The following is a 26410-nucleotide window of genomic DNA, read 5'->3' as shown; positions in this document are numbered from 1 at the left end:
TCCGCTGCACTACAGCCAAGGAATCGATCATGATCACTCCCTTCCAGATTCCCTATGATGCGGACCAGGCCGCTGACCTTCGTAGCCGCCTCGCACGGACGCGTTGGGCCGACGCGGTAACTGACGACTGGACCATGGGAACCGAGCGCGGCGTCCTCAACCAGTTCATCGATTTCTGGCGTGACGGCTATGACTGGGCGCAGCGACGAGACCGGCTTAACCAGCTTCCCCATTTCCGGACGACGGTCGACGGCCATGGCATACACTTTCTGCATTTTCGCAGCGGCCAAAGGGGATCGATCCCGCTACTGCTGATGAACGGCTGGCCGTCAAGCTTCGTGGAGTTTCAGCGTATAGCACCGCTGCTTACCCAGGGAACGCCGGCATTCGATGTCGTGATCCCCACCATGCCCGGCTTCGGCTACTCGGACAGGCCAACCCGGCCCTACGAGGCGGAGCCCAGCGACCTTTATCCGAAGCTAATGACGATGCTGGGCTATAGGCGGTTCGTCGTGGCTGGGACTGACATCGGCTCCGGCCTTGCCACCCGGATGGCGCTTCGGCATCCGGCGCGTTTGCTGGCTCTCCATGTCTCGGCGGTCGCGCCGAAGCCGATTCCAGAAGATGCGTCGCCCCTGTCGAAAGCCGAGATCGACTATGACGAGCGCCTCCAACTGTGGATCCGGGAGGAAGGGGGCTATCAGGCGATCCAGAGCTCGAGGCCACAAACTCTTGCCTTTGGGCTTGCCGACAGTCCTGTTGGCCTCGCCTCGTGGATTGTCGAGAAATTCCGGGCCTGGACGGACTGCGATGGCGAGGTCTTCTCTGTCTGGCCCCTCGAAGCCTTGGTTGACACCCTGATGATCTACTGGATGACCAACACGATCGGGTCGTCTGTCCGCTACTATTACGATGCCGCCCGGCTGCGGCCGCCGCTGCGGGCAGATGACTTCGTGCATGTTCCCACCGCCGTCGCGATGTGGCCACATGATCTGGCGCTCGCGCCGCGCGAGCGGGCCGAGCGGCTCTACAATGTGCAGAGTTACACCGTCTTTCCGCGTGGCGGGCATTTTCCGGCCTGGGAAACGCCGGAACTCTACGCCGACGATTTGCGAAAGATCGCGCTCGCCGCGATCTGAACGAACAAGCGTGTTCCGCTTCACCCACGAGCGGGCACGGCTCGTGAGATTGCCCGCCAGCGGCGTGCCGAGCAGGCGCGGCTGGCCAAGCTCGAAGAACAGCGGGTGGAATATCTCGATCGCAAGCTCGCGCAGGCAGAGGAGCGTGATCGACCACGGACGTTTCTGATGACGCTTCCCGCTGACTCCATCTCCGAGGAAGCGTTCGGGCGAAGAAGGAAGTTACCGCTAGAGCCATTCACGGTCCACGATCTTCGGCATACGGGATCAGTGTTTTGGTACATCTGCCCCAGACGATTTTTCCATCTCGAAGCGAGCTAGCAAGTCACTATCGTCGCCAATTGCCGGCTTGATGCTGCCTTGGCAGCCCGCTTCCAAGTTCGCGTTTCCGGCTCCTTTGGAGCGTTCCGTGCACGAATTGCAGGCCCCTCCGGCCGTTCGCATCGCGATGGACGTGAGGGCATTGTTTCTGATCACCAGATTGGCGCTTCGCGCATTGTCTCGGGCACGACCAGTTCGACCCCTCCGATAGATCTCCGTGCCTGACATATCGCCGCGTCCGGCTGCCATGCAGCCGTATTTTCGGCGATTGCTTGCCTGTGGTCGATCACTCGGCATGGGGTTCATCGATATCTCTATTCCCACAATGAATTTGCGAGCGAAGGAAAGAGAACGAAAATAAACGAAACAAACGGATATGGGGAGGCGCATGGACGCGCAGACTAATCCAGAAAGCAGGCAGTGGATCCAGGCGGTCCGTGCCGACAGTCTTCCTGTCGACGATGCGACGCGCATCGAGCACCAGGGGGTATGTATCGCCATCTTTAATCTTGCCGGCAAGTTCTACGCCACTTCAGGCATTTGCACGCACGCCCACGCCTTCCTTTCGGAAGGCTATATCGACGGCCAGACGGTGGAGTGTCCTTTGCATCAGGGACTGTTCCACATCCCCACCGGCACACCGCTTTCACCGCCCGTTACCGAGCGGCTGAAGACCTACGAAACCAAGGTGTCGGACGGCTACGTCCACATCCTGGTGGAAGGAGGAGTGACTTGAACTTGTCGGGATATATCCCGGGCTGAAAGCAAATATGGAGGAGACCTAAAATGCTGAAATTATCACGTCGCCATCTGCTGAAGACAGCCGGGGCGCTTTCCGTTCTCGCTGCTGCACCGCTGACGACAGTTCCGGCCTTCGCCGAAGACTCCGTCCACGCCGTTCTCAATGGCCTGATCAAGAAATACTCCGACGAAGCCAAGGCGGGCATATCGAATGCCGACGTCAGTGCGCTGTTCGAAAAGGACGGTTCCGGGACTATCTCGACGTCTATCCGGTCGGGGACCTCGCCGGCGGATTCGTCTGGAAGCCGGGCATGGGCGCCAGCTTCGTCGGCCCTTACAGCAAGCTGCACATCAAGGCGCCTTTCACGGATTATCTGCCGTTGCCTGAAGGTCCGGTGCTCGACGCCAGCAAGAAATATCGCATCGGCCTGGTCTTCCATGGCTTCAACCATCCCTGGCTGATCAGCCTCGCCGACACCGCCGCCTGGGAAGCCAAGCGCCATCCGAATATCGAACTGGAGGTGATCGACGCCGAGTTCGACGACAACAAGATGGGCCAGGTGATCGATACGTGGATCGCCAAGCAATATGATGGCATCGTGCTGTGGCCGAACCGTGAAGCGCCGATGGGCCCGCCCGTGGACCGTGCCATAGCCGCCTTGGCGCCGGCATTGTTTCCAGGACCGAGTACCTTCCGGACGATCGTTTGACGGCGCTTTCGATCTCGGATCACAAGCCGTTCACGCAATCCTTCGCGGCGTGTCTGAAGGTTCGCCAAACGCTACGTCCGATAGAGGCTTTCATGCAGCTGGTCAGGGATCATTAGACTGACCGCGGTACTTCCGCCCTTTTAGGGCGTTGCCCAGCAACCAAGTGCCTTTTCGCGCCGCCGCATGGCATTGCTGCCGGCGCAATCGGTCAGTCCGCAGCCCAAAGCTCTACGACCAATTGCGGCCGCCGCATGGCGCACGCTTGGCCGCTCCCCGCTCTTCGAACGGCGCCCATACGCCGTCAATCCCACGCCAGCCTTCGCGACCTTGTGGTCTTCAAATATTCGGTCGCGCGCTGCTCGAAGAAGTTAGCGCGCGACCAGCGTCGATCACGCGGTCGTAGATCGATTACTGCTCCTTCTTGAACAAATCCTGGAAGATGAGATGGCCCCAAGTGCGGCCGCGTGCGTGCACAAGCGCGCCACCCTCGTCGAGTTTTCCCAGCTTGACGGGTGCGAACCCGAGTTGTTTGGCCAAGGCCGCCACGGGAGCGGTCGTGTCCTCGTCGTCGCTCGACAGGAAAACCACGCGGTGGCCGCCCTCGACGATCGGATCGGCAGCCAGGGTGGCCGCAGCCAGGTGATTGAACCCTTTGACGAGCTTGGCGCCGATGAACGCCTTCGCGACGAAGGCCGAGGACGGCAGACCGTCCAGCTCTTCGGGGAGAACTCCAAAAGTGTTCATCGCGTCGATGACCGTCTTGCCTTCCCAGTTCGGCAGGGCTTTCGCGACCTCGCGATGCTCCCAGAACGGGACCGCCAAGATGATTGTGTCGGCCTCGAGCGCATCCCGCAGCGACTTGGCGATGACCGTGGGTCCAATTGCCCGAGCCTGCGGCGCCAATGCCTCGGGCGGCCGGCGACTTGCGACGGCCACCTTGATGTTCTTACGGGCGAAGGCCTGCGCGAGGGCCTGGCCTATTTTACCGAATCCTACAATCGCATAGCTCATAATACTTCTCCGATCCGTGTTGATGTCGATTCCCGGCCCTCAACGGCGCTGGTTAATTGAATGGAGTGCCGGCCGGGCGTGGCGCCTCAGAGTTGCGCAAGGCCGCCGTCGACGGCGACCTCGCTGGCGGTCATGAAGCTGCTGTCCGACGACGCGAGAAAGGCGGCGACGGCCCCGATCTCCGCCGGATCAGCCATTCGCTGGAGCGGTGTCATCGCGGCGAAGACCTTCTGGCCCTCCTCGCCCAGCGCTTCTTTCGCGAGTTCGGTGGCGGTCGCCCCGGGCGACAGCACGTTGACCCGGATGCCGGTGCCCTTCAGGTCCTCCGCCCAGGTCCGCGCGAGGTTGCGCACTGCCGCCTTGCTCGCGCTGTAGGCGCTCATTGCCGGGGCGCCCGTGGTGCCGGCGCTCGATCCGGTCAGGATTATCGAACCGCCTTGGCCCATCAGCGGCAGCGCCTTCTGGACAGTGAAGATCGTACCCTTCACATTGGTGTCGAAGGTTTCGTCGATGTGCTCGGCGGTGATCTCGCCGAGCGCAAGCTGGCTTCCCGCCCCGGCATTGGCGAAGACAATGTCGAGGGTTCCGCGCTCGGCCTTCACCGTCGCGTAGAGTCGGTCGAGGTCGGCCTCATCCGAGACCGAGCCCGTCACCGCGCGGGCATTTGGCCCGAGCTCGGCCAGAGCCGCGTCGAGCGTTTCCTGCCGGCGGCCGAAGATGAAGACGAAGGCGCCCTCCTCGATGAAGCGCTTTGCCGCGGCGCGGCCGATGCCGGTAGCGCCGCCGGTGATGACTGCAACCTTCCCGTTTAGCTTTCCCATGACTTTTCCTTCCAGGCTCTGCCTTTGATCGTTCGGGAAGAACCCCGAGAGCCTGGAAATAAGTCTGCAGGGGTCAGGCTTTGAGTGCGGAAGTGCGCACATCGGTGGTGCAAAATCGATCCGGTCGGACGACTGCCGCCAGCCGCGACGAATCGGTGTCCGTCGTTCGGAATTGGGCCGCGCTCGTCGACATAAGCTATGATAACCGCCCACACTGCTGTACGACTGCGTTGGATACGGGCTTTGGAAAGCGCACCGCGCGGTGCGGGATCGCGCCATGATCGACTGGGATGATGTTCGCTATTTTCTGGCCGTGGCGCGCGGAGGCTCGGTGCGGGCTGCCGGCGAGCGCCTCAGTGTGAACCACTCGACCGTGCTACGACGCGTCGCACAGCTCGAGGAACGCCTCGGGGCGCAAATGTTCGAAAAGCTGCCTTCGGGCTACCGCCTGACGGCTGCGGGCGAGGAGGTGCTCGAGCTCGCGAACCAGATGGAAGCGTCGTCGCACCAGTTGGAGACACGCGTCTTCGGGCGCGACCAGAGCGTGCGCGGGCTTCTGCGGGTGACATTGGCTCCGACCCTCGCGACACACCTGCTCATGCCGGATTTCGCCGAGTTCGCGCGCCTGCATCCGGACATCGAGATGGAAATCTTGTCGTCCGGGGAGCTGGCAAATCTGACCAACCGAGAGGCCGACGTGGCGATCCGCGTCGTCTATGACCGCAAAACCCTGCCGCTCAATCTTCACGGCCTGAAGGGGCCGGAGTTGTTCGGCGGCGTCTATATGGCCCGCGATCGACTGGCCGCCTGGCATGTGGGCGCGCCTGATCCCATCCGGTGGATCGTCATAAGCATTCATGGAATTCCGGACTGGGCCCGCGAGGGCGAGGTTCGCACCACGGGGGTTCCATTCAGGACCACGGACGCCGAGGCGCAGATCGTTGCTGTACGGCAAGGGCTCGGGATCACGACACTGCCGTGCTTCGTCGGAGATGCCGACCCCCTGCTGGTGAGGGTGCCGGGCACCGACCTGCACATGTACGGAACGCTCTGGCTTCTCACGCAGGGGGAGACACGCAAGACGAAGCGCGTGCGGCTCTTCACGGAATTCGTATCCCGCAGGCTCGCCGCGTACGCTCCGCTTCTCGCGGGACTGTCCATATCGCGCGACTGACACTTGGCGGTTTGACGGCCTGCCTTGCCGACGGCTTATGATCGCCGCTTTCCGGCTATCATTGGCGCCGTCTCAAGTGGAAAATGCTTCGATGGAAACTGTCCGATTTCCCAAGCTCACGACACCAAGGCTCGTGCTTCGGGCGCCGAGAAAACGGGATATCCCGGCATGGTTTGCGCGCGCGACGGATGTCGAATCCGCCTCTCTTGCCGGCGATCCTGTTCCCGACGACATAAGCGCGGGCGAGCGATGGTTCGCCCGTTCGCGTCAGCGTTTCGCTGACGGTACGGCGATCCAGTGGTCCATAGATCAAGTAGGAGTTTCGGAAGCGATCGGGACAATAACCCTGTCCTTCGGCGCAACCGACGCCAAGGCAGCCGCATTGGGATTTGTGCTCGCGCGTGCGCATTGGGGGCACGGACTGGGCAGCGAGGCGGCGCGCGAAGTTCTCCGCTACGCTTTCGAAACTCTGGCGCTTGAACGGGTGACGGGCGAAGCGGCGGCGCGCAATTTTGCCTCGGTGCGGATATTTGCGAAGCTTGGATTCAAACCTGTCGAAAGCTTCATCGACGAGTCCGACGGCGAGCGTTGCGAGCGCTTTACGCTCGACCGAGACATCGGGCCGTCACTGTTGGCAAGCAACGCCATGCCGGACTGCTAGGGCTCTGAGCCATGGCAAATAGCGTTGCTCCGGCGAGTCGATACTGACCTGCGCTTGCGCGCCTCTCTCGACAAGACCAACGGCTGGAAGCGATCGAGCGCAGCCAGGTTCAGTTGGTGCTGGTTGTGGCTGTGAACCCGCACTGCTTCTGTTCCATATCGATCTGCTTCGTGATGCGGACGGCGTTCTGTGCGTAGGCTTCCGTCACGGAGCCACTATTCACGGTCTTGTCCTTTAGCGGACTCACGCCTGCGCAGAGGTGGAAAACATGCGGCTCGGTGGACTTCGCGGCTCCGTTTTCGGGCGCGATCCAGTAGACGACATCCTGACCTGCGGGGTGGCTCGCGTCCCGCGTCGCCGCCGTCACCGCGGCGGTGTCCGTGGCGATCGCCTGCGCCTGAGCGGCGACGTCGGGCGAACAGGCAGTGGTGGGCTGCCCCGACTTGATCTGGGCTGCGCATGCGTTCATATCCTGGGTGTATTGTTCGACCGACGGGGGTTTGAAGCTGATCCCCATGACCGTCGCGAGCACGGCCAGCGCAGCGCCGACGCCGCCGGCAACCTTCTTGGTCCGCGGGTCCATGTTTTTGTCGGTGAGGATGAGGAAAACCAGCGGGAGAAAGGCAATCAGCGTGATGATTGCGCCGAGTTGGTTTTGGAAGAAGAACCTGGCCGTGTCGGATGCACGGGCCGGATCATGCCTGTTCGCCGCCTTCCACAGCAAGTTGCCGGCGATTGCGAAAATCGCGATGCCGACCAGAAGGCCGATGATCAGCGGCAGGTGTGCCTGATCGAATTTGTTCTGGCGAAGCAGCATAATCCCGTAGATTTCGCCGCCAATGGCGACGATCCACGAGAGTGCGGCGAAAAGACGAAGACGCGTGGCGGAGGACTTCTGGCCCTGCGTCGCTTGCCAATCCTTGGTAACGTCTGACTTGTTGTCGGTCATTGACCAGATCCCCTGATATCGACACTTAGGCGGGCGGCGTTAGCAGCGTCATTGAACGAGCATTACTTGCCTTAGCGATGCGGGCAAAATGTGAGCGCCACGGCAGGCTTAATCCTCATACATATTGCGCATGAGTGAATCCGTCCATACTCATTGAGGCAGACACCTATGCAGCGATGGCTCCGTTAATCTCTGGCCCGAACTGACGACACCAGCCGAAAATCGAAATTGCCATTGCCATCTCCGTGGTTCCTTCCTCGGCGGCTTTCGCACACCCTGCGGCGCCCGAACATTCGCTTCTCGCACTGTGGGGTTATGATAGCCTGGGCGACCGAAAGATCGAATACGACGCGAATTCCACAATGACGATGACCACGACACCAACTGCGGTATTGCGTGGCATGGAGCTCAGCATCCCTCGCGAGAATGCACCCGGCAGACTATGTCCGAGCGATCACCAGGGAGGCGTGGCGTCGATGCTCGCCGCGCTCGCCCGATGAACCGTTGGCAACTTGCTCATGGACGGTATCTCGATCTTGGTGCGAGATCGTTACTGATGGGGATCTTGAACGTTACGCCGGACAGTTTTTCCGACGGTGGAGAATTCGATCGGCCGGAGCGGGCACTCGAACAGGCACGGCGTATGATCGGCGAGGGCGCGGCGATCATTGATGTCGGGGGCGAGTCCACCAGGCCCGGCGCCGGCAGCGTTTCGGCGCTTGAGGAACAATCGCGTATCCTCCCGATCATCGAGGCGCTGTCGTCGGACGGCGACTGCATCGTTTCGGTTGACACCTATCGGGCCGAGACGGCGCGTCTCGCGGTCGCGGCGGGTGCACATATCGTCAACGACGTACACGGCCTGCAGCGCGAACCCGACATTGCGCACGTCGCAGCGGAAGCCGGCGCTGGCCTCGTCATCATGCACACCGGGCGCGACCGGGAAAAATTGGCCGATGTAATCGCCGACCAGTTCCTGTTCCTGAACAGATCGCTGGAGATCGCTCGCAACGCCGGCATTCCGGACGACTGCATCGTGCTGGACCCAGGCTTCGCTTTCGCCAAGAGCGGAGAGGAGAACCTTGAACTCATGGCTCGCTTCGGCGAACTGCGCGCTCTTGGTTTTCCATGGCTCGTCGGCACCTCGCGCAAGCGGCTTGCCCATCACCTGGTCGGCGAAAGCGACGAAGGGCGGGACGTTGGCACAGCTGCAACCAGCGTCATCCTGCGGTTGAAGGGTGCTTCGATTTTTCGTGTGCACAATGTCGGGATCAATCGCGATGCCCTGGCTTTCGCCGACGCAGTGCGCGAGCGCGAGAATACGGCGGAATGAAAGAACCTGTCAGGCGGGCTCGGTCACGACGCCGATACGCCGGTAGGTGAATGGTTCGTCCTCCGAAGGAACTGTCGCGGTACGCTTGGCTTCGTCGATCAGCATCGCCATGCGCGCGTGGATCGGCGACTTCGCGCAAGCCGGATCCGTTGCGGCGGCATCGCCGGCGATCACCATCGCCTGGCAGCGGCAACCGCCCCAGTCGATCTCGCGTCGTTCACAGCCGCGACAGGGTTCCTGCATCCAGTCCGTGCCGCGGAAGGCATTGAACGCCGGCGAATCGGCCCAGATCGAGGAGAGGGTGTGTGGTTTGAAACGCTCGAAGCTGAGCGACGGGATCGTCTGCGCGGCATGGCACGGCAGCACGGTGCCGTCAGGCGCCACCATGAACGCGTCACGCGCCCAGCCACCCATGCACGGTTTGGGGTAGATGGCGAAATAGTCTGGTGTCACGAAATCGATGTTGATAATGCCGGCCAGCCGCTCGCGTGCTTCCGCGACGATTTCCGCCTGCCGGTCGACTGCTGCACGCTCGGGCATCAGCTGATCGCGATTGATCAAAGCCCAGCCAGCGTACTGGACGTTGGCGATCTCGAGCCTCTCCGCGTCCAGCGAAAGGGCAAGATCGATGAACTCCGGTACCTCCTCGATGTTATGGCGATGGATCGGCGCGTTGATGGTGAGAGGCAAGCCGGCAGCTCGCGCGCGGCGTGCCGTCTCCAGCTTCTTGTCGTGGCTGCCTTTGTGGTTGCCGATGCGTTCGGTGGTCTCAGGCCGTGCGCCCTGAAAGCTCAATTGCAGATGGTCGAGCCCGGCTTCGGCAAATGCTTCGATGCGGCCTTCGGCGATGCCGACGCCCGCGGTAATCAGATTTGTATAGACGCCGCGCGCTGAAAGTCCGGCGATCAATTGCTCGAGGTCGCGGCGCAGCGTCGGCTCACCGCCTGACAGATGCACCTGCAGAACACCGAGATCGGCGGCCTCCGAGAACAGGCTGAGCCAGGTCTGTGTGTCGAGTTCGCGATTGGCCTTCTGCAATTCGAGCGGGTTGGAGCAATAAGGACATTGCAGCGGGCAGCGATGTGTCAGTTCCGCCAGCATGCCGATAGGAGGGAGGAGGGGCGTGTTCATAGCTTCACCAGCAGCTTGTCCGACCACTCTTGCAGGAAGGCGATGACGTCGGCCGCCACGGCCTCCTCCTCGGCCTCATAATCCGTGGCAAGGCCGGCGATGATTTCGCCGACCGTGGACCGTCCGTCGCAGCGCCGCAATATGTCGAGGCTGATATCGTTCGGCCAGAATATTCTCTCCGGTGAAAGCACGGCGAACGCCTGCCGCACGGAATCGTACTGTATGCGCACGTGCTTCGGCAGGAAGGGTATCGATCGCAGCGACACCAAGGCTCTTTCGCGCAGCATCATGGGGCTGCCTCGGGGCGGAAGGCGCCGGGCGGTATGTTTCCCGGCTCGCCATAGGCGTGTTGAAGCGCATCAAGCATGGCCCAGAGTATATCGCATTTGAACACCAGCGCATCTATTGCCTGCTGCTGGCGTTCCGCCGTATCAGCATGGCTGAGCACGTAGGTGAGGGCGAAGTCGGCGTCGCGCGAGGCTTGTTCGGGCCGTTGCTTGAAATAGGCCAGCGTATCCTCGGTGATATAATCGTATTTGGCCAGCATCGCCGGTACGCGCTCGCCGATGATGAGCGGTGAGAACATCTCGGTCAGCGACGACGCGACCGCCTCGAACAGCGTCCGGTTGGTGCAAAAGGAGAGGTAGGCCCCCACGGCGAACCGTGTCGCCGGCAGTGCCAGCCTTTCGCTCTTCACGGCCTCGGCGTCCAGACCGAGTGAGGTTGCCAGATGCAGCCAGCGCGCGATACCGCCGCTCCAGCCGTCCTCGCCATCATGGTCTTCGATACGTTTGCGCCAGGCGGCGCGAAACGCCGGATCCTCGGCATGTGCGAGGATCATGGCATCCTTGCGCGGGATGACAGCCTGGTAGCAATAACGGTTCAGCGCCCAGGCCTTCATCTCGGCCTTCGACAGCGCGCCGCTGGTCATCCTGTGATGGAAGGGATGATGATTGTGGTAGCGCTCGGCGCCGACCTGCCTCAGCACGGCTTCGAGATCGCTCGTGGACAGGCCGCCTTTGGCCGCATCGCGGAAATCGTTCAAAATTCCATCTCCATGCCGTCGCCTGCGACTTCCCAGCCTGCCGCCTTGACCGCCGCGTGTTCGGCCGAATTCTCGTCAAGGATCGGATTGGTGTTGTTGATATGGACGAAGACGCGGCGGCCCAGCCTCACATCGGCCAGGCTGGCGATCGAACCCGCGTCTCCCGAAATCGCCAGATGCCCCATGCGCGCGCCGGTTTTCTGACCGACGCCGGCGACGATCATCTCGTCGTCGGTGTAGACAGTGCCGTCGAACAGAAGACAGGCTGCATCGCAAAGACGCGCGCGCAGCGTCGCATCGATGCGCGCGCAGCCCGGGATGTAGAAGACAGAATCGCGGCTGCCGATACCCGCAATTCGGACTCCAATCGTGTCACCGGCGTCGGAGCTGAAATTGGCATCCGGATGGTCTTTGTCCTCCAGATAGAGTGCTATCTTTCCAGGCACCGGAAAGCTCTCGATCATCACGCCGGTCTCGCTGCCTTCCGCATCGCAGATGACCAATTCTTTCGCTGTCGGCAGGATGCGCCGCGGCACGACCGCCGGATCGAGAACGTTGAAAATCGAATTCGCCTCCAGCGTCGCCAGAACCTGCGCCGTTGCATAGATGGCGAAAGGCTGCCGCTCGCGCAGGCTGAGCAGTCCGGCGATATGATCGACATCGGCATTGGTCAGCACCACCGCGCGGATAGGCGTCGAACGCAGCGGCGCGTCGCGCGCAGGTTGCAACTCTGGCGTTGCCGCGATCTGCTGGCGAATGTCGGGTGAGGCATTGAAAAGAACCCAGCCGACGCCATCCGTCGAAGCGATGACACTTGATTGGGTTCGTGAATGCACGCCAGCCATCCCGGAGCGGGCCGCACGACTGAGACGATAATTACAATTCCATTGCGGAAAGCCGCCGCCTGCCGCCGATCCGATGATCCTCAAATGCATGAGAACGCCCGCCCCGCGGCTTCTCTGACCAGCAGGCAATTTGCAGCCCTGAAAAGTGCCGCGCGCGCCCTACACGCGTCAAAACCTTTCGCCAAAACCCTTGCGGGGATGCGTGCCCCTGTTGCCAGGGACACGCACCTCTGCGGCCTACCTCTTGGGAGCAATTTCGGCAGGCAGATACCGAGAAATTTCCATGCCCGCAGCAACCTGGCACATGGTCGGTTTTTTCCAGTTCTTCTTCATGACATTTCTCCTCTTATACCAGTCCGAAGGGACCGATCCCTGTTGTTAGCCAACCATTGCAGGGCACCGAAGCAATGGCTCGTCCATCACGTCTCAAAATGGACAAACGAAAAAGTAGGTTTTGAAAAATCGAAAAGCAAAACTACCGGGAATAATTGCATAACCTTCCTTCAATTGTTCGTTTCATATGGTCTTTTCACCTCCAGCGGAAGATTTGCACCTTCCCACCCATCGGCCCCGAGAGGATACCAGATTACCGAACTGTAGCCCCACTCGATCGCCCGTTTGGCGGCATTCCAGGACATCCAGCAATTCGTCATGCAATAGAACAGAATCGCTCGCGATTTGTCCGTGCCGGCCTTGGCTTCGAGGCCTTGGCGAAAATAGCTGGCGGTCTCTTGCGGAATAGCGCCGTATCCCACGTTGGCCAGCCATGTACTGCCTGGAATGTCCTTTCTAACCTTATCTCTCCATATCGTTCCTGCCGGCAAATTGGTCGGCTTGGGCGTGTTCGGCATCACGTCGAAGAAGACTGCTTTCTTCGCTCGCCACAGCGCTTCAGCTTCCGCCGTCGTCACCACCCTGGCGCCTTGCAGCGTCGGCGGCACCGGCGCCCGATAGTCGTCCATCCGATACCCCCTGGGTTCGGCGATCTCGCCAGCCCGCGTCGGTTCGGCCAGACCCATAAGGCTCGCAGCGACCAGCAAAAAAACAGCCTCCTTTCCCTTCATTGGGTGATCGGATTGTCGTGTTCGTCGATCAGCGGCACGTTGTAACTCAGCAGGAGCCTATTGATCTCCGCCTGGTTTTCCCTGATCACCCGGTTGAGCGTCCGCTTCCATTCCTGGTCGGACGGACGTACGCCCATGGTGATGCGGTAGGACATGCGCGAGCCGGTTTTTTCCTTTACCAGCGGAACAATCGCCACATCGGCTCCAAGTTGCTTGGCATAGTAGCCTGCCATCGGTCCCCACAGGACCGCCGCGTCGATCTTGTGGGCCAGCATGTCCTTGATCATGACCTCCCCCATGGAGGGGGTGACACGCGTATCCACCGCAAGCGGATAGATCTTGGCGGTCCGCAGAAGCTTGTTGGCGGCCATGTTGGCGGTTGGCGGCGTGCGCTCGACAACCCCGATCGTCTTGCCCGTGAGTTTGGGATCCTCGATCGTTTCGACGCCCTCCATATCGTTGCCCTTCGGGTAGACCAGCACATATGTGGAGCGATAATAGGCGTTGGTGTTCTGCACCAGTTCATCGCCTTGGGCATAACCCATGATGATGTCGCATCGGTTCGCTCCCAGCGTGTTGCGAACGAAGCCGGTGACAAGTGGAAACCAGGTATAGGTGACGGACTTCCGTCCGGTTTTCGCGGCTACCAGTTCGGCGAGTTTGTTTTCGAAGCCTTCGCCGCTCTTGTCGGTGAAGGGCATATTCGAAGGATCGGCGCAGACGCGCAGAATGTCGGGATCGACCAGTTCTCCCGCCGCGCCGAGGCCGGCGCCTTGCGCCTGCGCGTTCGATGGCAACAAGGCCAGTGCGCCGAGAATCGGCAGAACGACGCGCAGCTTCAATGCACCGCAGCCGTTCATGTCATCCGCCCATGCAGGATGCTTCGGCATCCTTCGCCGCCTGCGGCTTGTCTTCGTGCTTGGGCGGCCTGCCGCGTGGCGCCGCACCATCGGCGCGCGCGCGCAGGTGTTGTCGCCAAAGGCAGGCATGACGTTTTCCTTGCCGCCGCCGACATTCTTGCGGCCCTCGGCGACGATCGAGAGGAACGTGGCGTAGTCCATGGTTTTCAAGCTGTTGACCAGGGCCGGCGCGTAGCTCGAACCTGTCGCATCCTGTCCGTGACAGACATGGCAATCGGAGTGATACCGGCGGTAGCCGCTGAACGTGTACCAGTCGACGGTTCCGTTCTCGATCTTGTAGGTCGGATTTCCATCCGCATCCAAATACTTGCCGCCTTCTTGCTTCACCGCCTTGGCTTTTTCCATGCTGTCCTCGGCCCACGCCACGCCTGAGCTTGCCAGAGGCAGCAGAGCCAGGACGAAAGCCGAAATTACAATGCGAACGGACATTCAAACGCTTCCTTCATTTGCCGTGGACACGGTTTTGCTGCCGTGGCCGGCATTGATCGGTGTGTCGGGGGTGCAACCGCATCGAGAGCCCGGCCATGGTTTCGGATGATCCGGGCTCTCGTTTTTCAAACCTCCGGTCCAACAAGACCTGAGGCGTGCTTAAGGTTCCCCGCCCGTCAGTCCGGGAGACCGAAGACGGTGAGCTGACCGCCCAGCGTCGTATAGTCGGCAAGTGCCGCGTAGCCGCCGACGGCACCCAGACCAGCGGTACCAACGACCGCGGACTGATCGCCTTGCGCACGGCCCTGATCGACGGCGCCATGCCAGGCAGCAGCGTTGTCAGGCGAAAGCAGACCGCCTGCCAGACCGATACCTGCCCACCCACCGACGCCGGACAGAACGGCAATGTACTGCTTGCCGTCATGCTCGTACGTGGTGATGTTGCCGATGATGCCGGACGGGGTCTTGAACTTGTAAAGTTCCTTGCCGTCCTTATCGACCGCCTTGATGTAGCCTTCGAGCGTGCCGTAGAAGACGACGTCGCCATCTGTCGCCAACGCGCCCGACCACACGGAGAACTTCTCAGGCTTCGACCAGACGATCTCGCCCTTGGCCGCATCCCAGGCAATGAAGTTGCCCATGCTGCCGTCGCCGCCAGGTGCCGGGTACATCGACACTGTGGCGCCAACATAAGGCTGACCGGCGGTGTAGCTTACCTTGTACGGCTCATAGTCCATGCAGACATGGTTGGTCGGAACATAGAACAGGCCGGTTTTCGGCGAATAGGCAGCCGGCTGCTGATCCTTCGTTCCAAGCGCCGCCGGGCAAATACCCGTCGAGTTGGTGTCTTCGCCGTTCTGCTGGGTCGAATATTTCGCCACGACCTGCGGGCGACCATACTGTTCGCTCTTTGGGTCCATGACGACTTCCGTCGCCCAGTTCACCGCTGGATCGTATTTCTTGGCGACGAGAAGCTCGCCGGTGGCGCGATCCATGGTGTAGGCGAAACCATTACGATCGAAATGCACCAGCACGTCGTGTTTGGCGCCATTGACCTCCATGCCATCGACGAGGATCATCTCGTTGATGCCGTCATAGTCCCATTCGTCATGCGGGGTCATCTGGTAGAGCCATTTGGCAACACCGGTATCGGCATCGCGGGCCATGATCGTCATTGACCAGCGGTTGTCGCCAGGCCGTTGGACCGGGTTCCATGTCGAGGGATTGCCGGTGCCGTAGTAGACCAGGTTCAGCTTGGGATCATAGGAATACCATCCCCATGTCGTGCCGCCGCCTGTCTTCCATTGCTCGCCTTCCCAGGTGTTGGTGCCGGAATCCTTGCCTACCGGCTTGCCCAGCTGGGTGGTTTTCTCGGGATCGATCAGGGTGTCGGCGTCGGGACCTTCCGAATAGGCTTTCCAGGCAAGTTTGCCGTCTTTCAGATTGTAGGCGGCCAGCCAGCCGCGAACGCCGAATTCGGCGCCGGACACGCCGATGAGTACCTTATCCTTGACCACGACGGGGGCAGCCGTGCCGGATTCGCCTTTGCCGCCGTCGGTCATGTCGCCATTCTTGACCGACCAGACGACCTTGCCGGTCTTTGCATCGAGGGCGACGACCGTGGTGTCGGCCTGATTGAGAATGATCTTGCCGTCACCATAGGCAACACCGCGATTGACCGTATCGCAACACATGATTGGAATGACATTCGGATCCTGCTTGGGCTCGTATTTCCAGAGGATCTTCCCGTCATTCTTGAGGTCGAGCGCAAAGACATTGTTTGGGAAGGGCGTATGGACATACATCACATCGCCGATGATCAGCGGTCCACCCTCATGCCCGCGCAACACGCCGGTGGAAAAGGTCCATTTGACCTGCAGGTTCTTCACATTATCCGCAGTAATCTGGTTGAGTTTGGAATAGCGGGTGTTGGCGTAGTCACCCGTCTGCATCGCCCAGTTCTTCGCATCCGAAGCGAGCTTTGCAAGATCCTCGTTGGCCGACGCCGTATAGGCCGCGCCGAGCGACAGAAACGCCGCAGTGGTTAGAATATACGTAGCTTTCGTAAGTACACGCATCCGAATTCCTCCCGGGGTTCACAGTGATGAATCGACTGTCAGGCCCACAAGGGCTCGCCCAAGCGATTCACGGGGGGGAAATATTTCCGGCAGCGTGTCACGACCTAAGCCAGATGTGCAGAGGGCACCGTTACTGCCCACCTCACTTTGGCCTACGAAAGACTGTCGCCGCTCCCTAATGACGGTGACGCCCTTGAAGCCGGAAACAGGGAAAGGCTATGTCATCCCAAAAGGCTAGGCAAGCAAAAAAGGCCTAGTGCATTGTTGCACCGCAATATTCTAAATGATGCACTGCAATATACAGAAATGAACAGAACTACGAGACTAATATGAAGTGTTTTACGCCTCCGTGGAGACCGAGAACGGTATTAAGATAGTCTTACGGTCGATCTTTTGATTTTAATATACAACAAGGTTATTTGATAATGTTTATCGGCGCCCATCTTGTATGGCGTGTAAAAAGTCTCGCCGTTGCCCGGTATTGAGCGAGATGCGAAGCGGTCGTAGGAGCCTGGGCGCGGAGCCGGTGATCAAGTCGTCATCCGCAGCTATCGCTCGTGGACAGCCCTTTCCTCCTTTGGTCGTATACGGAACTCATGGGTGCTTGACTGGCTTTACGGCGCGTTGCCAACTGGCACGCCGATCCCGTCCGGGCGCATCGAACCCGGACCAACCGGAGGTTCCTCATGATCAGATATGTTGGATTTTCGACCTTGCCGCTGCTCTTCACCGCGACGCTGGCCATCGCAAACCCGGCGGGTGCTGCGGGAGATTATCCCACGGTAACGGTTGTCGACTACGTGCTCGGCTGCATGCGAACGAACGGCCAGACGCGTCAGGCGCTGGAAAGCTGTTCCTGCTCGATCGACGTCATAGCCTCTATCCTTCCCTACGACCACTATGAGACGGCCGAGACCTTCAAGAGCATGTCTTTGACGACGGGGGAAAACGCAGGACTGTTTCGCGAAAGCGCACCGGCGAAGGCAGCCCGTACCGAACTGAAGCGCGCGCAGTCGGAAGCCGACGTGCGTTGCTTTTAAAGATCAAGCGTGCCCATCGCGGTGGCAGCGCGGCATACCGTATTCGAGACTTCAGAGCCCCGTTTTCTCCAGCGGCCATTGATTGCGGAATACCTTGCCATCCGTGTCGATCGCTTCGACCTGGATTTCACCATTGCCGTGCGCCGTGAAATCGAATCGGAAATTAGGGTCTTCCGAAATCGATATTCCACCTTCCATCGAGAGGATCGGCCGGCCGGCCTGCGAGATCGACAGCTTCTGAACAAAATGCGCGGGAATGAAATACTGGGTCAGTGGATCCCGCTGCAGGCCCGAATTGTTCGGGTGGCGGATCATCAACTGCAACTCCTCTGCCTTGCTCATCGTCTCTTGGGGTGGGAACTGGCGCAACTTCATCTGCCCCATCGTCGCCATGGCCTCGTCCTGGTTCTTGACCGCAGGGGCGGAGCAGCCGCCTGACGCCTTGACGAAGGTCTGAGCCATGTGGAGTTGGCCGCCTTGAGTCTCCGCTATGGCACGCAAATAGGAATAATCGTTGACGCGCACGCGTGTCGACAGATGTGTCACCCCGGCGTCCTTGCCGATCTGGAACGTTGCCGCCACCGGCGCAGGATTGGCGTCGATGATCAAGGTCACGGATTTGATGCCGTCCGGCGCCTTGGCGGGGTCGACATAGATGTCGACAGGCACGATGGCCGCATCTTGCGCCCGCTTTGGCGCTTCGATCCTGACGACGCCGGTGTCGACCAGAATAGCCCGGTCGCCGAACACGTCGCCTTTCAAGTCTTCCCAGATCTTCTCCGAAGAAGCCGTTGTTTGCTGTGCGTTGGCGGCTGAGGAGACGCCGAACAGCGTACCGATGGTCAAGATGATTGCGGCCAAGAACGATGCAAGCGACAAGGCGAACTGCCTGCTCGCGTAAGCGTGATTTTGCATTTCGATGCCTCCACCAATGCAACAGAGGTGGTGCCCAGGCTGGCGTTTAGAATATGCCTTTGACGACGCGTTGGCAAATCGCCCCACTTCATGATCTCTGGCGCATGTCGGTGTGGTCTATTCCCATTCGAGTTCAGCAAAAGCAGCTGTTGCGTTGCGCTCATTGTAGTCGTCGAACAGGTGCCATTTGCCCCGTTCGCTTCCGGCGGCGGTTTTGACGGCCTCTCGGAGCGGCGTCCCGTCGACGATCGCGTTGCGGATATCGCGCGCCAGAATCTCGAAATAGCGCCGTTCTCCTGCCAGCGCCTGCGGCCAGTCGGCCGGTACCGGACCATGACCCGGAACGACGCGCGCGGCGCCGATCGCGGCGAGCGCATCCATCTGGCGGAGCCAGCCAAGCAGCGATCCGTCGAGCGTCGGCAAGGAGCCCATGAACACGAGATCGCCGGCAAAGAGCGTGCTGGTCTCGGGGTCGAAGACGGTCAGGTCGTTATCGGTGTGCGCAGCCTTCCATGCCCGCAGTTCGAGCATGCGCCCGCCGAGGTCGAGTTCCAGGCGATCGTCAATCAGCATCGCCGGCGAAACGATCTCGACTCCCTTCATAAGCGCCTCGCCGACCTGTTCGCGATAATTGTGCAGATAGAACGCGCCACGCGCCTCGAGGGCACGCGGCAGATTGCGATGGCCAACAATGGTCGCGCCGATCTCCCGGAATGCCGCATTGCCGAAAATGTGGTCGGGATGCATGTGGGTGTTGATCAGGAAGCGAACCGGTTTTGCGGTTATCTTTCCGATCGCGGCGAGCAAGGCGTGCGCCTCGATCAGGCTGCCGCCACTGTCGACGACGGCAACTGCATCGGTGCCGACGACGACCCCCAGATTGCAGATCGCACCGTCGTTGGTTGTAGTCATCAATTCATCCACGCCCTGAAAGGCGAAGACGCCGTCGGCGATTTGGCGGACCGAGAACCGCAGGCCGCCGGCCGCGGCCAAGGCGGCTCGTCCGAGGCAGCACGGCAGCAAGGCAGCACTGACGGCGGTGCAGGCAAACCCACTCACAACCCTGCGTCGTAGCCGATCAATCGACATGGGGTCCTCCGATATGCATTCGCCATCAGGGCGTTCAGGTGACGCCCGGGAACCTTTGCCGGAACGACCGCAGAAGGTCGCTCATCACCTGTGAATTGCGATGTTGCCGAGGCAACCGCACGTCGAACACGCCCAGCACATGTGCTGGTCGCGGCGCGAGCACGATGATGCGATCCGACAGCATCAGCGCCTCGCGCAGATCGTGCGTTATCATTAAGGCGGTCGTAGGCCGTGCCGACCACACCGACAGAAGCAGGTGACGAAGCCGCTCGGCGGTCTGGTGGTCGAGCGAGACAAACGGTTCGTCCAGGACAAGCATCGCCGGCTCGGTAGCGAAGGCCCTGGCAAGTGCTGCCCTGCGCGCAAGGCCGAGCGACAGTTCCGCAGGATAGAGCGAGCGCATGCCGGCGAGGCCGAGAGTTTCAAACAGACCGTCGAGGTTCTTCGTTCTCAAGCTTTTCGGCAAGGCCAGCCTGACATTCTGCTCCACCGTTCGCCACGGCAGCAAGATCGGCTCCTGGAACACGGCCGCAATGCGGTTGGAGCCTCCTTGCGGCAACTGGAAGGATCCGGAAAAATCCTTGTCCAACCCAAGCAGGATACGCAGCGTCGTGGTTTTGCCGCAGCCCGACGGTCCCAGCAAGCAGGCGAATTCGCCTTGCCGGACCTCGAAGGAAAGGTCCTGAAGCGCCGTGATCGAGACGCCTTGCGCGGACCTGAAAGTCTTTTCAGCGATATCGACCCTAAGCGGGACGACGGCGCCAACGGGTTGCATGTCGTTCAACGGGTTGCACCAGAAGAAGTTCGATGACGAGCATCACCGCCACGAAAGCCAGTGTGTAGGCAAGAATGGCGGCGACGTCGAAGAGCTGGAAATAGAGATGGATCTGGAAGCCGACGCCGTTCGACCGGCCGAGCAGTTCGACGACCAGGACGATCTTCCAGATGAGGGCGATGCCGGATCGTGACGCGGCGGCAAGATAGGGTTGCAATTGCGGCAGCAGGATGTGGCGGATGCGATCGAGAGGACCGAAGCGATAGACAGTGGCCATTTCGGCGTAGCTCGGATCAAGCGCCCTGGCGCCCTCACGCATCGTCACTACGACATTCGGGATTTTGTTCACCGCCACCGCGCCGATCGCCGCGGCCTCGTTAAGTCCGAACCAGATATAGCCGAGGACGATGACGACCAGCGCCGGGATGTTGAGGAATAGAATTACCCATGGGTTAAAAAAGCGGTCGGCGCGACGATAGCTGCCGAGCAGAACGCCGATGACCGATCCTATGATCATCGCGACGATATAGGCCGCGGCGACCCGGCCGAGGGTCGCGCCGAGATGATAGAAGAGGTCGCCGCTCGCAGCCTCCCTGAGGAGCACCTGCCAGACCTGTCCCGGCCCCGGGAGGGCACGGCTCCGCCAGACACTCGCCGCAAGGCTCCACAGCAGGCAAAGCCCGAGCAAGGAAACCGCCACGGTCAGCGCGGGCATCAGCGTTGTCGCCAAGCTGGATCGCCCGGACATGCTCGTCGGGGCACCTCGCGTGCCGTTGCTGGTTTCCGGTGCGGTCATTCCGTGCGGTCCTGCCAGAATGTGCCGGGCGCCATCTCGGGCGCGCTGCCGACCAGCTTCGCGCCACCGATCGCCGCCAGCACGTGATAGAGCTTGCCGGCGTCGGCCGCTTCCTCGGCGACCGCCCGCCTGGGGATGCCTTGGCGGTAGCGGTCGCGCAGTTTTTCCAGTTCTTTGCCTTCCGCGCGAATGATCGGCGCCAGGCGCAGCCACTCCTCGTCGGATCTGGCCAGCAGGTCCTTGGCTTGCGCGGAGGCCCTGACGAAGCCCCTGGCGGCCTCCGGGTTCTCGTTCGCCCATTGGTCGTGGAAGACGTAACCGAGTGCCGACACAGGTCCCAAGGCGCCGAGCGCACGCGCCGCATCGTTCACGCCCATCAATCGACGAAAGCCGTTGGCCTCGAGACGGGCGCAAAAATGCCAGAAATTCAGCACCGCATCGAGTTCGCCCTGCATGGCCTTTTCCGAAATCAGCGGTGGCGCGCCAAAGATGATGTCGCTGGTTGCCAACAGGTCGACCCCGTAGTCGCGTCTGGTCAGAGCCTGTATCAGGAGCCAGCTCTTGTCGAGCGGGCCGCCGGCGACGCCGATCTTCCTGTGCTTGAGGTCGGCGACCGTCCGGATCGGCGACCCCTCCTTCACCATGATCGCCCCCACGGCGGTCGAATAGGGGGCTAATGTGAGGTCGCCGCCTTCCGACCGTTGGCGCGAGACCCACAACCAGTCGGAGACGATCATGTCGATCGCACCGGCCAGCAAGGCGACGTTGGTCGCGTCCTCCCCGGCGAAATCGATGATCTCCAGATCGATCCCGTTCGCCACATCGAATTTGTGTTGCCTCAACGTGTCGAGTTCCCAACTCACGGTTCCAAACTTCAGGACACCAACGCGAATCCTGGCTGCTGCAAAGACAGGCCTTGCGGCAAGAGCAGCGACCGTGCCGAGAACCGCCAGACGCAGCGTGTTGCGCCGTGAAATCATCATGACACCTCCTCCCCGGGCTCCAGGACGTCAATCAGATCGCTCGTTCCTTGCTCGGAAAGGCGCATTTCCAGCGCATGACCTTGAGGGCCGGGTGTTCCTGAGACCATTTCGCGATCTCGCTGGGTGCAAGGAACATGCATTGGAGCAGAGAGCCGCGGCTCTCGAAATAGAGGTGTTCGTCTCGGCAATTGCCCGGATTGGTGCTGAGGCACACCGTTAATATGAGATCGACCATATCCATTTAGCACCTCTTGCGCTCCGGGACGCCTGTCTCGACTGGTCCGGCCCAATGAGGAGCCTGGACAAAATCGCCAGTTGCCGGATTCCCGAGGTGCCAGTGGAGAAACCGGATGTCTTGAAGCTACGCATTCGCCCGATAGCCGTCAACAAAGACGAATACCGGTACCCTGGGTACCCAAGCCTCTATACCTTTATACGATTGACTTTCACCCCACGCCAACTAGCTTTTCGATTCGCGCGGCGCCGCTTCACAAAGGGAAAGCGGATACTCCACCCCACCGCGTAAGGTGCATGCCAATGGATGAAAGATCGGCATGCGCAAAATCGTCCAGGGCACCCAGACGATCCATGAGGAAATGCCATGCGCGCAATCGCATTTTTCGCAGTCGTGTTTGCTGTGTCCTTCATCACAAGCCAATCCCAGGCACAGGATGCCGCGGCGGGTGAGAAGGTCTTCGCCAAATGCAAGGTCTGCCATGTCGCCGACCAGGACAAGAACAAGGTCGGCCCGTCGTTGAACGGCGTCATCGGCCGGACGGCTGGCACACACCCGGGGTTCAGTTACTCCCAAGCGATGGTCGCGGCAGGCAAGTCCGGCGTCAAATGGGACGAACCCACGCTGACGACTTACCTTCGCGATCCCAAGGCCATGGTCAAAGGAACGAAGATGGCGTTCGTCGGCCTCAAGCAGGACCAAGACATCGCCAACGTCATCGCCTATTTGAAGCAATTCTCTAAATAGCGGCGCCGCCGGCCGTTCGAACTTGCGTCCGGCCGGCGTTCGCCCCGATCAAGCACCGGCTTGCAGCCCCTGCATCGCCGCAGGCAGGTCGAAAAGGCTGTCGCAAACCTGGTCGGCGCCAAGCTCTTCAACCGGAAAATGGGTGTATCCGCCGCGCAGCAGAATGACGGGCATGCCGGCGGCGCGTGCGGCGCCTGCGTCGGCGCCACTGTCTCCGACCAGCAGCGCGTCACAGGGGTCGACTCCAAGCTGGGCGAGCGCCAGCAGCAGAGCATCGGGCGCGGGTTTCAGGCATGTCACCGCGTCTCCGCCAATGATCGCACGGAAATATTCCGTCAGTCCGAAATGCAGCAGGATCTCGCGAGTCGCCAACTGCGGTTTGTTGGTCGCCACGCCCATGGCCATTCCCTTCGCGTAGAAGTGTGTGAGAACCTCCCTGACGCCAGGCATCAGTCTTGTCAGGCCGGTCAGATGTCGGCTGTAGATCGGCGCCATGACGCGGTTGGCCTCATCGAGCGCGTTGCCGACGAGCGGCGCTCCCGACGCCGCGAAGGCCCGCTCGACCAATTTCCTGACGCCGCCACCGATCATGGCCTTGACCTGGTCCAGGCGCAACGGCGGCAGATCGCGGCTGGCCAGCAACTCGTTGACGGCGGCCGTTATATCAGGCGCCGAATCGACCAGTGTGCCGTCGAGGTCGAACAGGATCGCCTTCGGCGGTCGAAGCGACCTACCCGCGCCGACATTCATGCAGCATCCTTCCACTTGATCGAGCAGCCGATCGAGGCGATTTGGTCGAACGGACCATCCCCGGTTCGAGCAACCTGCTTCATCGCCTCGAACAGATCGCGTCGCAGCCCGAGCGGTCCAGATTCGCGTCGCGACGCGTCCAGCCGGCCGCGGTATTGCAGTCTCAGTTCGCTGTTGAAACCGAAGAAATCGGGAGTGCACACCGCTGAGTAGTCGCGCGCTACAGTCTGGGCCTCGTCGTGCATGTAAGGGAAGCTGAAGCCGTTCGTCACGGCGAAGCGCTTCATGTGGTCGAAGGAATCGTCCGGGTAGGTGTCGGCATCGTTGGAGTTGATGGCGACGAAGCCGATACCTTCGGCCTTGAGGTCATTGGCGTCGCGCACGATGCGAGAGATCACGGCCTTCACATAAGGGCAGTGATTGCAGATGAAGGCCACGACCAGGCCATTCGGGCCGGCGTGACCGAAGATGGAATGCGACGTGCCGTCGACGCCGGGCAAAACGGCATCGATGGCGGGCCAGCCGAAATCGCATACAGGTGGGACCGCAGCCATGTTCGTCTCCCCGACAACGGTTTACGCGGCTTTCCGGATCGCGCCATCGGCCGCCTGTCTGATGGCGCCGATATTGGCACGATAGGCTGCCTCGGTGCATCCCTTGAATACAGCCGAACCGGCGACCAGTACGTTGGCGCCAGCCGCGGTGACCAGCGGGGCGGTCTCGGCCGTGACTCCGCCGTCGATCTCGATGTCAATCGGGCGATGGCCAACCAAAGCCTTGATCCGTCTGACTTTCTCGACGACCGCTGAAATGAAAGCCTGGCCGCCGAAGCCTGGATTGACCGTCATCAGCAGCACCAGATCGAGCCGGTCGAGCACATACTCGATGACACTCTCCGGCGTCGACGGATTGAGCGACACCCCGGCCTTCTTGCCAAGATTCCTGATCGCCTGCAATGAGCGGTCGAGATGCGGTCCAGTCTCGGCATGCACCGTGATGATGTCGCAACCGGCATCGGCGAAGGCGGCCAGATAGGGGTCGGCCGGCGCGATCATCAGATGGCAGTCGAAGATCTTGTCCGTTCGACCACGGATCGCCTTGATGACCGGCGGACCGAAGGTGATGTTGGGCACGAAATGCCCGTCCATCACGTCGAGATGGATCCAGTCGGCGCCCGCCTGAACGACAGCTTCGACCTCGTCGCCGAGCCGCGAGAAATCCGCGGAAAGCACGGAGGGCGCGATGATTGTCCTGGTGACCATGGTCGTCGTCTCCAATTTCTGTCTTCCGTGTCGGGTCGCCGCCCGCCAGCCGGCTTCGCCCTCAGCGCGTCTTCGTCTCCGGTTCGCCTTCGAGCTTCCCTTCCGCGAATACGCGGCTGCCGCGGATATCGGATTCCTCGATGGTAATAAGGTCTGCCTTGGTCAGGGCACGGCTTCGCGATGCGAAAAGCCGATTGGCCTGGCGAAGCCGCGCCCGGTCCAGCCCATTGCGCACCGAGCGCGCGTTGGAGAAATGCGGCAGCCTCATTCGGATCGGAAGATACTCTTCGAGGGCCTGGGCGGCCGCCTCGCTGAGGCGATAATTCTGCTCCGCCAGCATGATCCCGGCGATCGATTTCAGCTCACTGACGCCGTAGTCGGGAAAATCGAGGTGGTGGGCGATGCGCGACCGCATGCCGGGATTGCTGTCGAAGAAACGATCCATCTTGTTCTTGTAGCCGGCAAGGATCACGACCAGGTCGTCACGATTATTTTCCATGCATTGCAGCAGGATCTCGATCGATTCCTGGCCGTAGTCGCGTTCGTTCTCGGGCTTGTAGAGGTAATAGGCCTCGTCGATGAAAAGCACGCCGCCCATGGCACGCTTGATCACGTCGCGCGTCTTGGGTGCGGTGTGGCCCACATACTGGCCGACGAGATCGTCGCGCGTCACCGCGACCAGGTGGCCTTCGCGGACATAGCCGAGTCGATGCAGGATTTCGGCCATCCTCAGCGCCACGGTGGTCTTGCCCGTGCCGGGGTTTCCCGTAAAGTTCATATGCAGCGTCGGTGCGCCCGAGGTCAGTCCGAACTTGCGGCGAAGCCGGTCGACCAGGAGAAGAGCCGCGATCTCGCGGATGCGGTTCTTGATTGGCTTCAGGCCAATGAGTTCGCGATCGAGCTTGTCCATCACCTCGTCGATGTTGGACGCTTCGAACTCGGCCTGCAGATCAACCGATTCGTCCTGCGCGCCAGCGCCCTTTGCTATCGTGTCCAGCATGGCTCAGCTAGCTCCGCTCGCCCTCGGGCCTGTCGGTCGCATAAGGCACGATCGAATAACCCTGGCTGCGGCCGTCACGCTCCTGGCGCAGCAGCCGGAACCCGGGTTCGCTGGGCGGCCGGTTGACGATGAACGACATGCGCGGCGCTTCCCATCCCTTGGTCGAATCGAAGGCGGTTACCCGGACATACATGTTCGGACAGGCTTTCCGGCAAGCGTTGACTTCGAGCAGGATGCCCGCCGGGTCTCTCAAATCGAACATCGGGTTGCCGTACATTTCCCAATAGGTGTTTCGCGGATGCGGATCGTCCGTGTACTCGACGCTGACGGCCCAGTGGTTCTTCAGCGCATATTTGATCTGCGCCGAAATCTGCTCATCGGTCAGGTCGGGCAGGAACGAGAACTGTCCCTGCGTGACCTTGTTTCCCGGATTGGTCATCATGGCG

At 61.0% G+C, this 26410-nt stretch carries 29 protein-coding genes and 1 pseudogene; 8 read left to right on the top strand and 22 right to left on the bottom strand.

Annotated features, from left to right (window positions below):
* Nucleotides 1–29 precede the first annotated feature (29 nt).
* From FJ949_RS18835 to FJ949_RS18825, 3 genes are all read left to right on the top strand, one after another.
* The gene (locus FJ949_RS18835) at nucleotides 30–1139 is read left to right on the top strand and encodes an epoxide hydrolase family protein (protein WP_140498273.1); all 1110 of its coding nucleotides are present in this window, start codon (nucleotides 30–32) and stop codon (nucleotides 1137–1139) included.
* A 709-nt stretch (nucleotides 1140–1848) separates the two neighbouring features.
* Nucleotides 1849–2196 (top strand): non-heme iron oxygenase ferredoxin subunit, encoded by a 348-nt coding sequence (locus FJ949_RS18830; RefSeq protein ID WP_181167172.1) that lies wholly within the window; start codon nucleotides 1849–1851, stop codon nucleotides 2194–2196.
* Between the two features lie 316 nt (nucleotides 2197–2512).
* Nucleotides 2513–2911: a substrate-binding domain-containing protein gene (locus FJ949_RS18825; RefSeq protein WP_140498271.1), complete on the top strand. Its 399-nt coding sequence runs from the start codon at nucleotides 2513–2515 to the stop codon at nucleotides 2909–2911.
* Nucleotides 2912–3319: 408 nt separating this feature from the next.
* Here the strand turns inward: FJ949_RS18825 and FJ949_RS18820 are convergent, their stop codons facing one another.
* Together FJ949_RS18820 and FJ949_RS18815 are read right to left on the bottom strand one after the other, a co-directional pair.
* The gene (locus tag FJ949_RS18820; protein WP_140498270.1) at nucleotides 3320–3922 is read right to left on the bottom strand and encodes an NAD(P)-binding domain-containing protein; all 603 of its coding nucleotides are present in this window, start codon (nucleotides 3920–3922) and stop codon (nucleotides 3320–3322) included.
* Nucleotides 3923–4008: 86 nt separating this feature from the next.
* A complete protein-coding gene (locus tag FJ949_RS18815; protein WP_140498268.1) occupies nucleotides 4009–4743 on the bottom strand; it encodes an SDR family oxidoreductase in 735 nt (244 codons plus the stop codon).
* 277 nt (nucleotides 4744–5020) lie between these two features.
* Between FJ949_RS18815 and FJ949_RS18810 the strand changes: the two genes are divergently transcribed.
* Both FJ949_RS18810 and FJ949_RS18805 read left to right on the top strand, forming a co-directional pair.
* Nucleotides 5021–5917, top strand: coding sequence for a LysR family transcriptional regulator (locus FJ949_RS18810; RefSeq protein ID WP_140498266.1), 897 nt, complete (start codon nucleotides 5021–5023; stop codon nucleotides 5915–5917).
* 91 nt (nucleotides 5918–6008) lie between these two features.
* Nucleotides 6009–6578 (top strand): GNAT family N-acetyltransferase, encoded by a 570-nt coding sequence (locus FJ949_RS18805; RefSeq protein WP_140498264.1) that lies wholly within the window; start codon nucleotides 6009–6011, stop codon nucleotides 6576–6578.
* A 109-nt stretch (nucleotides 6579–6687) separates the two neighbouring features.
* Here FJ949_RS18805 and FJ949_RS18800 read toward each other — a convergent pair whose 3' ends face one another.
* Nucleotides 6688–7527 carry a hypothetical protein gene (locus tag FJ949_RS18800; protein ID WP_140498263.1) on the bottom strand — a complete coding sequence of 280 codons (840 nt, stop codon included), beginning with the start codon at nucleotides 7525–7527 and terminating at the stop codon, nucleotides 6688–6690.
* Nucleotides 7528–8083: 556 nt separating this feature from the next.
* Between FJ949_RS18800 and folP the strand changes: the two genes are divergently transcribed.
* The gene (gene folP, locus FJ949_RS18795; protein WP_246679090.1) at nucleotides 8084–8860 is read left to right on the top strand and encodes a dihydropteroate synthase; all 777 of its coding nucleotides are present in this window, start codon (nucleotides 8084–8086) and stop codon (nucleotides 8858–8860) included.
* Between the two features lie 9 nt (nucleotides 8861–8869).
* On the opposite strand, the gene pqqE is transcribed toward folP, so the two are convergent.
* From pqqE to FJ949_RS18750, 8 genes and pseudogenes are all read right to left on the bottom strand, one after another.
* Nucleotides 8870–9991: a pyrroloquinoline quinone biosynthesis protein PqqE gene (gene pqqE / locus FJ949_RS18790; RefSeq protein ID WP_140498258.1), complete on the bottom strand. Its 1122-nt coding sequence runs from the start codon at nucleotides 9989–9991 to the stop codon at nucleotides 8870–8872.
* Nucleotides 9988–10281 (bottom strand): pyrroloquinoline quinone biosynthesis peptide chaperone PqqD, encoded by a 294-nt coding sequence (gene pqqD / locus FJ949_RS18785; protein WP_140498256.1) that lies wholly within the window; start codon nucleotides 10279–10281, stop codon nucleotides 9988–9990. The genes pqqE and pqqD overlap by 4 nt, the downstream gene beginning before the upstream one ends.
* Complete coding sequence (pqqC, locus tag FJ949_RS18780) at nucleotides 10278–11036, bottom strand: pyrroloquinoline-quinone synthase PqqC (RefSeq protein WP_140498254.1); 759 nt, start codon at nucleotides 11034–11036, stop codon at nucleotides 10278–10280. Before pqqC ends, pqqD begins: the two co-directional genes overlap by 4 nt.
* Nucleotides 11033–11971, bottom strand: coding sequence for a pyrroloquinoline quinone biosynthesis protein PqqB (pqqB, locus tag FJ949_RS18775; protein WP_140498251.1), 939 nt, complete (start codon nucleotides 11969–11971; stop codon nucleotides 11033–11035). The genes pqqC and pqqB overlap by 4 nt, the downstream gene beginning before the upstream one ends.
* Before the next feature lie 413 nt (nucleotides 11972–12384).
* A complete protein-coding gene (locus tag FJ949_RS18765) occupies nucleotides 12385–12945 on the bottom strand; it encodes a PQQ-dependent catabolism-associated CXXCW motif protein (protein ID WP_140498247.1) in 561 nt (186 codons plus the stop codon).
* Entirely contained in the window at nucleotides 12942–13805 is an 864-nt protein-coding gene (locus FJ949_RS18760; protein ID WP_181172109.1) for a substrate-binding domain-containing protein, read from the bottom strand. Before FJ949_RS18760 ends, FJ949_RS18765 begins: the two co-directional genes overlap by 4 nt.
* Before the next feature lies 1 nt (nucleotide 13806).
* Nucleotides 13807–14294: pseudogene (locus FJ949_RS18755) on the bottom strand (c-type cytochrome, methanol metabolism-related).
* 176 nt (nucleotides 14295–14470) lie between these two features.
* Nucleotides 14471–16372, bottom strand: a complete 1902-nt coding sequence (locus tag FJ949_RS18750) for a methanol/ethanol family PQQ-dependent dehydrogenase (protein WP_140498243.1) — start codon at nucleotides 16370–16372, stop codon at nucleotides 14471–14473.
* Between the two features lie 686 nt (nucleotides 16373–17058).
* Here FJ949_RS18750 and FJ949_RS18745 point away from each other — a divergent pair.
* Complete coding sequence (locus FJ949_RS18745) at nucleotides 17059–17412, top strand: hypothetical protein (protein WP_140498241.1); 354 nt, start codon at nucleotides 17059–17061, stop codon at nucleotides 17410–17412.
* A 51-nt stretch (nucleotides 17413–17463) separates the two neighbouring features.
* Here FJ949_RS18745 and FJ949_RS18740 read toward each other — a convergent pair whose 3' ends face one another.
* The 6 genes from FJ949_RS18740 to FJ949_RS18715 all read right to left on the bottom strand — a co-directional run bounded on the left by FJ949_RS18740 (nucleotide 17464) and on the right by FJ949_RS18715 (nucleotide 22211).
* Entirely contained in the window at nucleotides 17464–18327 is an 864-nt protein-coding gene (locus tag FJ949_RS18740) for a quinoprotein dehydrogenase-associated SoxYZ-like carrier (RefSeq protein ID WP_140498239.1), read from the bottom strand.
* 117 nt (nucleotides 18328–18444) lie between these two features.
* Nucleotides 18445–19416 (bottom strand): quinoprotein relay system zinc metallohydrolase 2, encoded by a 972-nt coding sequence (locus FJ949_RS18735; RefSeq protein ID WP_140498237.1) that lies wholly within the window; start codon nucleotides 19414–19416, stop codon nucleotides 18445–18447.
* Nucleotides 19417–19450: 34 nt separating this feature from the next.
* Nucleotides 19451–20191 (bottom strand): ATP-binding cassette domain-containing protein, encoded by a 741-nt coding sequence (locus FJ949_RS18730; RefSeq protein WP_140498534.1) that lies wholly within the window; start codon nucleotides 20189–20191, stop codon nucleotides 19451–19453.
* On the bottom strand, nucleotides 20160–20906 hold the full coding sequence (locus FJ949_RS18725; protein ID WP_224519073.1) for an ABC transporter permease: 747 nt from the start codon (nucleotides 20904–20906) through the stop codon (nucleotides 20160–20162). Before FJ949_RS18725 ends, FJ949_RS18730 begins: the two co-directional genes overlap by 32 nt.
* A gap of 77 nt (nucleotides 20907–20983) precedes the next feature.
* Nucleotides 20984–21970 (bottom strand): ABC transporter substrate-binding protein, encoded by a 987-nt coding sequence (locus FJ949_RS18720; protein WP_140498234.1) that lies wholly within the window; start codon nucleotides 21968–21970, stop codon nucleotides 20984–20986.
* A 31-nt stretch (nucleotides 21971–22001) separates the two neighbouring features.
* Complete coding sequence (locus FJ949_RS18715; protein WP_140498232.1) at nucleotides 22002–22211, bottom strand: hypothetical protein; 210 nt, start codon at nucleotides 22209–22211, stop codon at nucleotides 22002–22004.
* Between the two features lie 360 nt (nucleotides 22212–22571).
* Between FJ949_RS18715 and FJ949_RS18710 the strand changes: the two genes are divergently transcribed.
* Nucleotides 22572–22952 (top strand): cytochrome c family protein, encoded by a 381-nt coding sequence (locus tag FJ949_RS18710; RefSeq protein WP_140498230.1) that lies wholly within the window; start codon nucleotides 22572–22574, stop codon nucleotides 22950–22952.
* Nucleotides 22953–23000: 48 nt separating this feature from the next.
* Here the strand turns inward: FJ949_RS18710 and gph are convergent, their stop codons facing one another.
* The 5 genes from gph to FJ949_RS18685 form a co-directional block, all read right to left on the bottom strand.
* The gene (gph, locus tag FJ949_RS18705) at nucleotides 23001–23702 is read right to left on the bottom strand and encodes a phosphoglycolate phosphatase (RefSeq protein WP_140498228.1); all 702 of its coding nucleotides are present in this window, start codon (nucleotides 23700–23702) and stop codon (nucleotides 23001–23003) included.
* Complete coding sequence (locus FJ949_RS18700) at nucleotides 23699–24256, bottom strand: thioredoxin family protein (RefSeq protein WP_140498226.1); 558 nt, start codon at nucleotides 24254–24256, stop codon at nucleotides 23699–23701. Before FJ949_RS18700 ends, gph begins: the two co-directional genes overlap by 4 nt.
* A gap of 21 nt (nucleotides 24257–24277) precedes the next feature.
* On the bottom strand, nucleotides 24278–24964 hold the full coding sequence (rpe, locus tag FJ949_RS18695; protein WP_140498224.1) for a ribulose-phosphate 3-epimerase: 687 nt from the start codon (nucleotides 24962–24964) through the stop codon (nucleotides 24278–24280).
* A gap of 61 nt (nucleotides 24965–25025) precedes the next feature.
* Nucleotides 25026–25964, bottom strand: a complete 939-nt coding sequence (gene cbbX, locus FJ949_RS18690) for a CbbX protein (RefSeq protein WP_140498222.1) — start codon at nucleotides 25962–25964, stop codon at nucleotides 25026–25028.
* Between the two features lie 7 nt (nucleotides 25965–25971).
* Nucleotides 25972–26406: a ribulose bisphosphate carboxylase small subunit gene (locus FJ949_RS18685; protein ID WP_140498220.1), complete on the bottom strand. Its 435-nt coding sequence runs from the start codon at nucleotides 26404–26406 to the stop codon at nucleotides 25972–25974.
* Nucleotides 26407–26410 lie beyond the last annotated feature (4 nt).

The sequence above is a fragment of the Mesorhizobium sp. B2-4-1 genome (assembly GCF_006442185.1).
Taxonomy (GTDB): domain Bacteria; phylum Pseudomonadota; class Alphaproteobacteria; order Rhizobiales; family Rhizobiaceae; genus Mesorhizobium.
The sequence above is the reverse complement of the archived record's forward strand: the minus strand, read 5'-3'. Positions and strand labels throughout refer to the sequence as shown.

Coding starts and splice junctions, on each gene's coding strand:
- FJ949_RS18835 (WP_140498273.1), top strand. CDS start 30: ATGATCACTCCCTTCCAGATTCCCTATGATGCGGACCAGGCCGCTGAC.
- FJ949_RS18830 (WP_181167172.1), top strand. CDS start 1,849: ATGGACGCGCAGACTAATCCAGAAAGCAGGCAGTGGATCCAGGCGGTC.
- FJ949_RS18825 (WP_140498271.1), top strand. CDS start 2,513: ATGGGCGCCAGCTTCGTCGGCCCTTACAGCAAGCTGCACATCAAGGCG.
- FJ949_RS18820 (WP_140498270.1), bottom strand. CDS start 3,922: ATGAGCTATGCGATTGTAGGATTCGGTAAAATAGGCCAGGCCCTCGCG.
- FJ949_RS18815 (WP_140498268.1), bottom strand. CDS start 4,743: ATGGGAAAGCTAAACGGGAAGGTTGCAGTCATCACCGGCGGCGCTACC.
- FJ949_RS18810 (WP_140498266.1), top strand. CDS start 5,021: ATGATCGACTGGGATGATGTTCGCTATTTTCTGGCCGTGGCGCGCGGA.
- FJ949_RS18805 (WP_140498264.1), top strand. CDS start 6,009: ATGGAAACTGTCCGATTTCCCAAGCTCACGACACCAAGGCTCGTGCTT.
- FJ949_RS18800 (WP_140498263.1), bottom strand. CDS start 7,527: ATGACCGACAACAAGTCAGACGTTACCAAGGATTGGCAAGCGACGCAG.
- folP (WP_246679090.1), top strand. CDS start 8,084: ATGGGGATCTTGAACGTTACGCCGGACAGTTTTTCCGACGGTGGAGAA.
- pqqE (WP_140498258.1), bottom strand. CDS start 9,991: ATGAACACGCCCCTCCTCCCTCCTATCGGCATGCTGGCGGAACTGACA.
- pqqD (WP_140498256.1), bottom strand. CDS start 10,281: ATGATGCTGCGCGAAAGAGCCTTGGTGTCGCTGCGATCGATACCCTTC.
- pqqB (WP_140498251.1), bottom strand. CDS start 11,971: ATGCATTTGAGGATCATCGGATCGGCGGCAGGCGGCGGCTTTCCGCAA.
- FJ949_RS18765 (WP_140498247.1), bottom strand. CDS start 12,945: ATGAAGGGAAAGGAGGCTGTTTTTTTGCTGGTCGCTGCGAGCCTTATG.
- FJ949_RS18760 (WP_181172109.1), bottom strand. CDS start 13,805: ATGAACGGCTGCGGTGCATTGAAGCTGCGCGTCGTTCTGCCGATTCTC.
- FJ949_RS18750 (WP_140498243.1), bottom strand. CDS start 16,372: ATGCGTGTACTTACGAAAGCTACGTATATTCTAACCACTGCGGCGTTT.
- FJ949_RS18745 (WP_140498241.1), top strand. CDS start 17,059: ATGATCAGATATGTTGGATTTTCGACCTTGCCGCTGCTCTTCACCGCG.
- FJ949_RS18740 (WP_140498239.1), bottom strand. CDS start 18,327: ATGCAAAATCACGCTTACGCGAGCAGGCAGTTCGCCTTGTCGCTTGCA.
- FJ949_RS18735 (WP_140498237.1), bottom strand. CDS start 19,416: ATGTCGATTGATCGGCTACGACGCAGGGTTGTGAGTGGGTTTGCCTGC.
- FJ949_RS18730 (WP_140498534.1), bottom strand. CDS start 20,191: ATGCAACCCGTTGGCGCCGTCGTCCCGCTTAGGGTCGATATCGCTGAA.
- FJ949_RS18725 (WP_224519073.1), bottom strand. CDS start 20,906: ATGCCCGCGCTGACCGTGGCGGTTTCCTTGCTCGGGCTTTGCCTGCTG.
- FJ949_RS18720 (WP_140498234.1), bottom strand. CDS start 21,970: ATGATGATTTCACGGCGCAACACGCTGCGTCTGGCGGTTCTCGGCACG.
- FJ949_RS18715 (WP_140498232.1), bottom strand. CDS start 22,211: ATGGATATGGTCGATCTCATATTAACGGTGTGCCTCAGCACCAATCCG.
- FJ949_RS18710 (WP_140498230.1), top strand. CDS start 22,572: ATGCGCGCAATCGCATTTTTCGCAGTCGTGTTTGCTGTGTCCTTCATC.
- gph (WP_140498228.1), bottom strand. CDS start 23,702: ATGAATGTCGGCGCGGGTAGGTCGCTTCGACCGCCGAAGGCGATCCTG.
- FJ949_RS18700 (WP_140498226.1), bottom strand. CDS start 24,256: ATGGCTGCGGTCCCACCTGTATGCGATTTCGGCTGGCCCGCCATCGAT.
- rpe (WP_140498224.1), bottom strand. CDS start 24,964: ATGGTCACCAGGACAATCATCGCGCCCTCCGTGCTTTCCGCGGATTTC.
- cbbX (WP_140498222.1), bottom strand. CDS start 25,964: ATGCTGGACACGATAGCAAAGGGCGCTGGCGCGCAGGACGAATCGGTT.
- FJ949_RS18685 (WP_140498220.1), bottom strand. CDS start 26,406: ATGATGACCAATCCGGGAAACAAGGTCACGCAGGGACAGTTCTCGTTC.